Raw genomic sequence first — 8837 nt, 5'->3', positions numbered from 1 at the left:
GCGCGTTGAGGTACACCGCACCCGCACCCTGACGGGCACCGAGCTGGTTGGCGTAGCTGAAGCTGTCTTCGAGGAGCTTCATCACGGGGATGATGCCCGAGGACTGGTTCTCGATCTGCTTGATCGGCGCACCCGACTCGCGGATGTTCGAGAGCAGGAGCGCCACGCCGCCGCCGCGCTTGGAGAGCTGCAGCGCGGAGTTGATGCCGCGGGCGATCGACTCCATGTTGTCCTCGATGCGCAGCAGGAAGCAGCTGACGAGCTCGCCGCGCTGTGCCTTGCCGGCATTGAGGAAGGTCGGGGTGGCCGGCTGGAAGCGACCGGAGATGATCTCCTCGACGAGGGCGACCGCGAGCTTCTCGTCACCGTCGGCGAGGCCGAGCGCGGTCATGACGACACGGTCCTCGAAGCGCTCGAGGTAGCGCTTGCCGTCGAAGGTCTTGAGCGTGTAGCTCGTGTAGTACTTGAACGCGCCGAGGAACGTCTCGAAGCGGAACTTCTTGCCGTAGGCGAGATCGTTGAGCTTCTGGATGAACTCCATCGAGTACTTCTCGATGACGGCACCCTCGTAGTACTCCTTCTCCACGAGGTAGTCCAGACGCTCCTTGAGCGAGTGGAAGAACACCGTGTTCTGGTTCACGTGCTGCAGGAAGTACTCCCGCGCCGCGCGCTTGTCGGCGTCGAACTGGATCTTCCCGTCCGCGTCGTACAGGTTGAGCATCGCGTTGAGGGCGTGATAGTCGAGACCCTCGTATGCAGGGTTCGCCTTGAATGCCACTGTCTCGGTCACTGAAGCTGCCACCGTCGTTCCAATCCGTCGCTCACGCGATCCACATCGTCTTGTGTGCCGAAGATCTCGAGCCGATACAAGTGCGGCACGTGGCACTTGCGGCTGATGATGTCACCGGCGAGGCAGAATGCATCGCCGAAGTTGGTGTTGCCCGCGGAGATCACTCCGCGGATGTGGCGCCGGTTGCGCTCGTCGTTGAGAAACCGGATCACCTGTTTGGGGACGGCGCCCTTCTCGACGCCGCGCCCCGCGCCCCCGCCATAGGTGGGGGTGACCAGCACGAACGGCTCGTCGATGACGAGATCTTCTTCGTGCCGGTGGAGGGGGATGCGTCGGGACGGGAGTCCGAGTTTCTCGATGAAGCGCGCAGTGTTACCCGACACGCTCGAGAAGTAGATCAGGAGCGGCGCTGCGGTCGCGACGGCGCTCATGGGTCGTCACGCCAGACGGGAGGCGAGCTCGTCGATCTTGTCGGGACGGAAGCCCGACCAGTGACCCTCGTCGGTGACGACGACGGGTGCCTGCAGGTAGCCGAGCGCCTTGACCTGCTCGAGCGCCGTCGGGTCCTCGGAAAGGTCGAGGATCTCGTACTCGATGCCCTTGGCATCGAGGGCGCGGTAGGTGGCGTTGCACTGAACGCAGGAAGGCTTTGTGTAGACCGTGATCGACATCTTTTCGTAACCCCTCAAATCTCTGGCCTGCTTCTCATCAGGCTGTTTCCCGGTAGACCCCCTGCCGGGACTTCAATACTACATATGGGGACCGACATTGGGGGCGACCACAAGGGGTAGTAGTTACATCCGTGTAGTTATCCACCGTTCTCTACAGATACAACACAGGTTCTCCACCGTTTCTTCCACAGGCTGAGGCCCCTTCGCGAGGCTCGCGAACCGCGAGAAATCGCGGCTGGGAAGCCCCTGTGAACGATCCATCCACAGGGGGCACGCTACGCCGCCCCTCAGACATTTCGTTTCCTGTGGAATCGGACTTTCGGCGTGTCGCGGGCGTGTCGCCGCACGACCTCTTCCACGACCACACTCGAGGCCCGGTACCGTTGTCTGGTGGCGGGATATCGGGACCTTCTTCGCACGCCCGGAGTGGCGCGCATGATCGCGGCTCAGCTGACCGCGCGCTTCCCCAACGGCATGATGTCCCTCGCGATCCTGCTGCACGTCGAGCAGCAGACCGGGTCGTACGGGTCCGCCGGCCTCGTCCTCGCCGCGACCAGCGTGGGGCAGGCCGTCGCCGGCCCGATCACGAGTCGGTGGATGGGCGTCTGGGGCATGCGACGGGTGATCACCCTCACCCTCTCGGTCTGCGTCGTCACCGTGCTCGGGCTCGCCCTGCTGCCGCTCGACGTGCCGGGCTACATGCTGCTCGGGATGGTCGCGGGGCTCTCGACCCCGCCCGTGCAGGCCGCTGCACGCACGATCTACCCGAAGCTCGTGAACTCCTCGAACCTCACGCCGCTGTTCTCCCTCGACGCCTCGCTGCAGGAGATCATCTGGGTGCTGGCGCCGGTCGTCATCACCCTGGTCTCCACCCAGATCGGGACGGCGGAGGGCCTGCTGCTGGTGGCGATCATCCTCGTCGGCGGCGGCGCCTGGTTCATCCTCTCCCCCGAGGTCGGTCGGGTGCGCATCCCGCGCAGCCGCAATGCGCTTGGCAAGGTCGTCCTCAAACCTCCCGTGCTGCTGGCGACCGTCATCGGCTTCCTGCTGATCGGCGCCTGCTCGGCGGTCGAGGTGGGCGTCGTCGCGACCTTCGAGCACGGCAGTCTCGCGGCCGGACTCGTGCTCGCCGTGTTCTCGGCGGGGAGCCTGGCGGGCGGCCTGGCGTTCGGCCACATCCCGATCGGGCCGTGGGCCATGGCGCGCCGCCTGCTGATCGTCACGATCGGCCTGGGCCTCACGATGGTCATGCTCAACGTGTTCTGGCTGGGCGGCACCCTGATCCTCGCCGGCATCGGCATCGCTCCCGCCCTCGCCGTGCTCTTCGCCATCACCTCGGCCAGCGTGAAGTTCAGCGAGACCGCTGAAGCCTTCGGCTGGGCGGGCACCGGGCAGCTGATCGGCGCGGCAGCCGGATCCGCCGTCGCCGGGTTCCTCGTCGATGCGAGCGACTGGCGCGGCGCCTACCTGGCCGCCACGATCTTCGCCGCGGTCGGCCTGCTCGTCTCCATCGTCTTCGTCCGTTCCTTCCCCGACCTGCGTCATCGCGACGCGAGCCCGTATCCCGACACCGAACCCCTGGCGGTCACCCCCTCATGAGCTCCACCTCCTCCCCCGTCTCCGCACCCGAGATCGTCTGCGTCGGCGAGACCATGGCGCTGATCACACCGACCGATGCCGCACTCGCGACAGCCGGTCACGCGACGATCGGCATCGCCGGGGCGGAGTCGAACGTGTCGGCCGGGGTCGCCGCGACCGGGCACCGCGTGGCGTGGGCATCCCGCCTCGGCGCCGATCCGCTCGGCGACCGCATCGCGTCGGAGCTCGAGCGTCGCGGCGTCGAGCTGTGGGTCGAGCGCGACGACACCACCCCGACCGGCGTGATGTTCAAGGATCCGGGCGTCGAGTCCTCCTCCGTCTACTACTACCGCCGAGGCTCCGCGGCCTCTCGCATGGAGGCGGGGTTCCTGACGCCGGAGCGGCTCGACGGCGTGCGCATCGTGCACACCACCGGGATCACGCCTGCGCTCTCCGCATCCTGCCGCGAGATGGTGGACCGGCTCTTCGCCGATGCGCGCACAGCCGGTGCGCTGGTGTCCTTCGACGTGAACGACCGCCGCCCGCTGTGGAGCCGGGAGAACGCGGCCGAGACCCTCGCCCGCCTGGCCGACGCCGCCGACATCACCTTCGTCGGACGCGACGAGGCCGAACGCATCTGGGGCACCGCGACGGCGGCCGAGATCCGGGCCTTCCTGCCGAACTGCGCGCTGCTGATCGTCAAGGACGGCGACATCGGCGCGACCGCGTACGACGGCGACGCCGAGCCCGTGTTCGTCCCCGCTCCGGTGGTCGACGTGGTCGAGCCGGTCGGCGCGGGCGATGCTTTCGCCTCCGGCTTCCTGGCGGCGACCCTCGACGGCGCCGACCTCGCCGCACGCCTCTCCGCGGGTCACGCCGCCGCCGAGAGAGTGCTGCTGATCGCGGCCGACCTGCCGGCTCTGCCGCCGCTCGACTGACACTCCCCCGGCCAGTACGCGCAGGGACCGTCGCCTCTCCCGGTCGTAGGCTGGTGCCATGCCTGCACCGCTCACGCTGCCCCGCCTCTCGTGGGGCACTCCGTCGGCCTCTCGGCGGGCCCTGCTGGTCCACGGTCTCGGCTCATCGGGCGCACTCATGTGGCGCCTGGGCGACGCTCTCGCAGAGGCAGGTTGGCATGCGACGGCCGTTGACCTCCGCGGCCACGGCGACGCCCCGCGCTCCCTCGACTACTCCGTCGCCGCCTACGGTGCCGACCTCGCCGCCACCCATCCGACGGACGGCGGAGCGTGGGACGCGGTCATCGGACACTCCCTCGGCGGCGCGGCGAGCACGGTCGCGGCGGCATCCTCCCCCGAATGGACGCGACGCCTCGTGCTCATCGATCCCGCGATCCATGTCGACGGACGCGACGCGGCCATCGTCCGCCGGAGCCAGGAGCGCGCCTTCGCCGACACCCGGCTCGAGGTCGTGCAGCAGGAGCACCCGCACTGGCATCCGCAGGACCAGGAGCTCAAAGTCGACGCCGTCCTGCGCGCCAGCGCCTGGGCGGTGGAGCAGACCAGCGTCCAGAACCAGCCGTGGGATGTGCGTGCCGACGCCGCGCGCCTCACCGTGCCGACACACGTGATCGGTGCGGATCCCGCGGTCTACAGCATCTTCACCGGCGACCTCGCCGCGGAAGTCCTCGCCGCGAATCCGCTGATCACCCTGTCCGTCGTCGAGGGTGCAGGACATTCGCTGCACCGTGATCGCCCGGACGAATCCGTCCGTCAGCTTCTGGAGGCACTCGCATGAGCACGTTCGATCCCACGGCCTTCCTGCCCGACGACCTTCTCGAACGGATCAGGGAGCGCGCGCCGATCCACGACCGCGAGAACACCTTCCCCCGGCAGGACCTCGACGAGCTGCGCGCCGCCGGCTACCTGTCGATCCTCGTGCCGACTGAGCGCGGCGGGGCGGGCCTCGGTCTCGCCGAGGCCGCGCTCCTCCAGCAGCGACTGGCGGGTGCCGCTCCGGCGACGGCGCTGGCCATCAACATGCACCTGGTGTGGACCGGGGTGGCGAAGGTGTTCTCCGACCGCGGCGTTCCGGGCCTCGAGTTCGTGCAGGACGGTGCCGTCGCCCGCGAGGTCTTCGCCTTCGGCATCAGCGAGGGCGGCAACGACCTGGTCCTGTTCGGCAGCGACACCGCCGCCGTGCCCGACGGGGACGGCGGCTACGCCTTCACCGGCACGAAGATCTTCACGTCTCTCGCCCCGGTGTGGACGCGGCTCGGCCTGCACGGCCTCGACACCACGAGCCCCGACGCGCCGAAGCTGGTGTTCGCGTTCGTGGAGCGGACGGATGCCGTCACCACCTCCGATGACTGGGACACCCTGGGCATGCGCGGAACGCAGAGCCGCACCACGCGGCTGAACGGTGCAGTGGCGGATGCCGCGCACGTGGTGCGCCGCATCGATCCCGGTCCCAGCCCCGACCCGATCGTGTTCGGCATCTTCTCGGTGTTCGAGATCCTCCTGGCCTCGGTGTACACCGGCATCGCCCGGCGCGCACTCGAGCTGGCGATCGCCACCGCGCAGAAGCGGCACTCGAAGAAGACCGGGCTGGCCTACAGCCAGGACCCCGACATCCGCTGGCGCATCGCCGACATGGGGCTCGCGTACGACGCGCTGCCTCCGCAGATCGCGGCGCTCGCCCGCGACGTCGACGATCGTGTCGACAACGGGGCGCGCTGGTTCCCGCTGCTCTCGGGCGTCAAGCACCGCGCGATCACGATGGCCAAGCACGTCGTCGACGAGGCGATGCTCGTGGCGGGCGGTGGCTCCTACTTCTCGGCGAACGAGCTGTCCCGGCTGTATCGCGACGTGCTGGCGGGTGCCTTCCACCCCTCCGACCCCGAATCCGCGCATTCCACCGCGGCGAGCGCACTGCTGGGTCCGATCGAGTCCTGAGCGCATTCCCGCCGGTTCCGTCGATGAAGCACGTCGCGACCGCGGAATCGGTTGCCTGACGCGGTGACGAGTGCGAAGATCGCACCATGGGTCCGGTGAAGAAGAATCCCACACTCGACGCGATCTCCAAGACGATCATCGAGCTGCTCCAGGAAGACGGACGCCGCTCGTATTCCGACATCGGTCGCGTGGTCGGCCTGAGCGAGGCCGCCGTACGGCAGCGCGTGCAGCGGCTGACGGAGTCCGGGGTGATGCAGATCGTCGCGGTCACCGATCCGATGCAGCTCGGCTTTCCCCGGCAGGCGATGATCGGCATCTGCGTGTCGGGAGATACACGACACGTCGCCGAGGCCGTGGCGGCGATCGATGCCGTCGACTACGTCGTCATCACGGTCGGCTCCTTCGACGTCCTCGCAGAGGTGGTCTGTGAGGACGACGACGACCTGCTGTCTCTGATCAACGACGTCATCCGCCCGATCGACGGCGTCCTCTCCACCGAGACCTTCATCTACGCGAAGCTGCAGAAGCAGCTCTACAACTGGGGGACCAGATGAACACCGCACGCACCATCCCGTCGGAGTCCGCGCTGCAGACGATGGCGAAGGACCATCTCTGGATGCACTTCGCCCGGCAGTCCACGATGGCCGCGTCCGGTGTCCCGATCATCGTCAAAGGCGACGGCCATCGGATCTGGGACGCGAAGGGCAAGGAGTACTTCGACGGCCTCGCCGGCCTGTTCGTGGTGAACGCCGGGCACGGTCGGCGACGGCTGGCCGAGGCGGCCGCCGCGCAGGCATCCGAGCTGGCGTTCTTCCCGCTGTGGTCGTATGCGCATCCGGCGGCGATCGAGCTGGCCGACCGTCTCGCGGACGAGGCTCCGGGCGACCTCAACCGAGTCTTCTTCTCCACGGGCGGCGGCGAGGCCGTCGAGACCGCGTTCAAGCTCGCGAAGCACTACTGGAAGCTGCAGGGGAAGCCCACCAAGCACAAGGTGATCTCCCGGGCGGTCGCGTACCACGGCACCCCGCAGGGAGCGCTGGCGATCACCGGCATCCCGGCGATGAAGTCGATGTTCGAGCCGGTCACCCCTGGCGGCTTCCGCGTGCCGAACACCAACTTCTACCGCGCGGCCGAGATGGGCGCGCCCGCCGACGACCTCGAGGCCTTCGGACGCTGGGCGGCAGACCGCATCGAGGAGATGATCCTGTTCGAGGGTGCCGACACGGTCGCCGCGGTGTTCCTCGAGCCGGTGCAGAACTCCGGCGGCTGCTTCCCGCCGCCTCCCGGCTACTTTGCACGCGTCCGCGAGATCTGCGACCGCCATGACGTGCTCCTCGTGTCGGACGAGGTCATCTGCGCCTTCGGGCGCCTCGGCCACACGTTCGCCTGCACGGGCCTCCGCTACGTGCCCGACATGATCACGTGCGCCAAGGGCATGACGAGCGGATACTCCCCCATCGGTGCGACGATCGTCAGCGACCGCATCTACGAGCCGTTCTCGAAGGGAGACGTCTCGTTCCCGCACGGTTACACGTTCGGCGGTCACCCCGTCTCCGCAGCAGTCGCACTGGAGAACCTCGACATCTTCGACGAGGAGGGACTCAACGCGAATGTCCGCGAGAACTCTCCGCTCTTCCGCGCCGAGCTCGAGAAGCTGCTCGACCTGCCCATGGTCGGTGACGTGCGCGGGGACGGGTACTTCTTCGGCATCGAGCTCGTGAAGGACAAGGCCACCAAGGAGACCTTCGACGGCGCCGAGTCCGAGCGGCTGCTGCGTGGGTTCCTCTCCCCCGCGCTGTTCGAGGCGGGACTGTACTGTCGCGCCGACGATCGCGGCGACCCCGTCATCCAGCTCGCGCCACCGCTCACCGTCGGGCCGGCCGAGTTCCGCGAGATCGAGCAGATCCTCCGTGACGTGCTGACGCGCGCGCAGTCGGTGCTCTAAGGCGTCGAATCCGTCGCAGGTGGGCGGACGAGAACCGGCTACTTGGAGTCGAAGTCGAAGGCTTTGAGCAGCTCGACCACGGCCTTGTCGCGTTCGTCTCCACCCGCATCGAACATGTGGGTGACGTGCGTGCGGAGGTGGTTCTCGAGCAGCAGCCGGTTCAGCGACTCGAGGGAACGCTGGATCGCACGCGACTGCGTGATGATGTCCATGCAGTACTCCTCGTTCTCGATCATCCGCGCGACGCCGCGCATCTGCCCCTCGAGGATGCTGGTGCGGTGCAGGGCGCGCTTCTTGATGTCTTCGATCACGTCTCGAGGCTACCGCCCGTGAAAGGATGACGTCATGCCGCGAACACCGATGACGCAGCTCTCGCCCGCTGACCAGGAACGCCTGCGCGCGCTCCGCCGGATGAAGGCCGTCGCCCTCGGAGCGCTGGTGTTCATGGCAGTGGTCTTCGTGTTCGCCTTCGCCTTCCAGCAGCGGTTCGACTGGCTCGCCTATGTCCGTGCCGCGGCAGAGGGCGGCATGGTGGGCGCGCTCGCGGACTGGTTCGCCGTGACCGCGCTGTTCCGCCGCCCGCTGGGACTGCCGATCCCGCACACCGCGATCATCCCGAGCCGCAAGGACGAGATCGGCCGGAGCCTCGGCGAGTTCGTCGAGACGAACTTCCTGGCGGGCGATGTCGTGCGCACCAAGCTGTCGAGCACGCGGATCGCCCTCCGTGCCGGCGAATGGCTGCGCGAGGCTCCGCACGCCGAGCGTGTCGGCGCCGAGGGGGCGACCATCGCGACAGCGGTGCTCAACGCGCTGAGCGACGACGACGTGCGCGACCTCATCACCGACCTCGCGCGCGAGCACCTCGTCGCTCCGGAGTGGGGCCCTCCCGCGGGCGCGTGGCTCGAGAAGATCGTCGAGGCCGACGCACATCACGGCGCCGT

The 8837-nt window shown here is 68.1% G+C and carries 11 protein-coding genes; 7 read left to right on the top strand and 4 right to left on the bottom strand.

The features are described 5' to 3' along the window. From ACNPM4_RS18750 to nrdH, 3 genes are all read right to left on the bottom strand, one after another. A partial coding sequence (locus tag ACNPM4_RS18750) for a ribonucleotide reductase N-terminal alpha domain-containing protein (RefSeq protein WP_448986721.1) occupies positions 1 to 721 on the bottom strand: 721 nt, incomplete at its 3' end. Positions 722 to 786: 65 nt separating this feature from the next. Next, positions 787 to 1221 (bottom strand): class Ib ribonucleoside-diphosphate reductase assembly flavoprotein NrdI, encoded by a 435-nt coding sequence (gene nrdI / locus ACNPM4_RS18745; protein WP_029262703.1) that lies wholly within the window; start codon positions 1219 to 1221, stop codon positions 787 to 789. Positions 1222 to 1227: 6 nt separating this feature from the next. After that, entirely contained in the window at positions 1228 to 1461 is a 234-nt protein-coding gene (gene nrdH / locus ACNPM4_RS18740) for a glutaredoxin-like protein NrdH (RefSeq protein ID WP_028503264.1), read from the bottom strand. A gap of 390 nt (positions 1462 to 1851) precedes the next feature. Here nrdH and ACNPM4_RS18735 point away from each other — a divergent pair, with 390 nt between their 5' ends. The 6 genes from ACNPM4_RS18735 to ACNPM4_RS18710 all read left to right on the top strand — a co-directional run bounded on the left by ACNPM4_RS18735 (position 1852) and on the right by ACNPM4_RS18710 (position 7896). Continuing rightward, positions 1852 to 3060: an MFS transporter gene (locus ACNPM4_RS18735; RefSeq protein WP_448986720.1), complete on the top strand. Its 1209-nt coding sequence runs from the start codon at positions 1852 to 1854 to the stop codon at positions 3058 to 3060. Then, a complete protein-coding gene (locus ACNPM4_RS18730; protein ID WP_448986718.1) occupies positions 3057 to 3977 on the top strand; it encodes a sugar kinase in 921 nt (306 codons plus the stop codon). Before ACNPM4_RS18735 ends, ACNPM4_RS18730 begins: the two co-directional genes overlap by 4 nt. Before the next feature lie 58 nt (positions 3978 to 4035). Continuing rightward, positions 4036 to 4794, top strand: coding sequence for an alpha/beta fold hydrolase (locus tag ACNPM4_RS18725; RefSeq protein ID WP_448986717.1), 759 nt, complete (start codon positions 4036 to 4038; stop codon positions 4792 to 4794). Further along, positions 4791 to 5951, top strand: a complete 1161-nt coding sequence (locus ACNPM4_RS18720; RefSeq protein WP_448986715.1) for an acyl-CoA dehydrogenase family protein — start codon at positions 4791 to 4793, stop codon at positions 5949 to 5951. The genes ACNPM4_RS18725 and ACNPM4_RS18720 overlap by 4 nt, the downstream gene beginning before the upstream one ends. An 86-nt stretch (positions 5952 to 6037) precedes the next feature. Continuing rightward, positions 6038 to 6505, top strand: coding sequence for an Lrp/AsnC family transcriptional regulator (locus tag ACNPM4_RS18715; RefSeq protein WP_448986714.1), 468 nt, complete (start codon positions 6038 to 6040; stop codon positions 6503 to 6505). Beyond that, complete coding sequence (locus tag ACNPM4_RS18710) at positions 6502 to 7896, top strand: aspartate aminotransferase family protein (protein ID WP_448986712.1); 1395 nt, start codon at positions 6502 to 6504, stop codon at positions 7894 to 7896. The genes ACNPM4_RS18715 and ACNPM4_RS18710 overlap by 4 nt, the downstream gene beginning before the upstream one ends. 38 nt (positions 7897 to 7934) lie before the next feature. On the opposite strand, the gene ACNPM4_RS18705 is transcribed toward ACNPM4_RS18710, so the two are convergent. Then, positions 7935 to 8207 (bottom strand): metal-sensitive transcriptional regulator, encoded by a 273-nt coding sequence (locus tag ACNPM4_RS18705; RefSeq protein WP_029262067.1) that lies wholly within the window; start codon positions 8205 to 8207, stop codon positions 7935 to 7937. A gap of 34 nt (positions 8208 to 8241) precedes the next feature. Between ACNPM4_RS18705 and ACNPM4_RS18700 the strand changes: the two genes are divergently transcribed. Beyond that, the coding region (locus tag ACNPM4_RS18700) for a DUF445 family protein (RefSeq protein ID WP_448986710.1) at positions 8242 to 8837 on the top strand (596 nt) is incomplete at its 3' end.

It is taken from the genome of Microbacterium umsixpiens (assembly GCF_053543675.1).
Note: the sequence above shows the minus strand (reverse complement) of the source record. Positions and strands in the feature narration are given on the sequence as shown.

Bases quoted from the DNA above. Each gene is read 5' to 3' on its own strand.
- nrdI (WP_029262703.1), bottom strand. From the start codon at position 1,221: ATGAGCGCCGTCGCGACCGCAGCGCCGCTCCTGATCTACTTCTCGAGC.
- nrdH (WP_028503264.1), bottom strand. From the start codon at position 1,461: ATGTCGATCACGGTCTACACAAAGCCTTCCTGCGTTCAGTGCAACGCC.
- ACNPM4_RS18730 (WP_448986718.1), top strand. From the start codon at position 3,057: ATGAGCTCCACCTCCTCCCCCGTCTCCGCACCCGAGATCGTCTGCGTC.
- ACNPM4_RS18725 (WP_448986717.1), top strand. From the start codon at position 4,036: ATGCCTGCACCGCTCACGCTGCCCCGCCTCTCGTGGGGCACTCCGTCG.
- ACNPM4_RS18720 (WP_448986715.1), top strand. From the start codon at position 4,791: ATGAGCACGTTCGATCCCACGGCCTTCCTGCCCGACGACCTTCTCGAA.
- ACNPM4_RS18715 (WP_448986714.1), top strand. From the start codon at position 6,038: ATGGGTCCGGTGAAGAAGAATCCCACACTCGACGCGATCTCCAAGACG.
- ACNPM4_RS18710 (WP_448986712.1), top strand. From the start codon at position 6,502: ATGAACACCGCACGCACCATCCCGTCGGAGTCCGCGCTGCAGACGATG.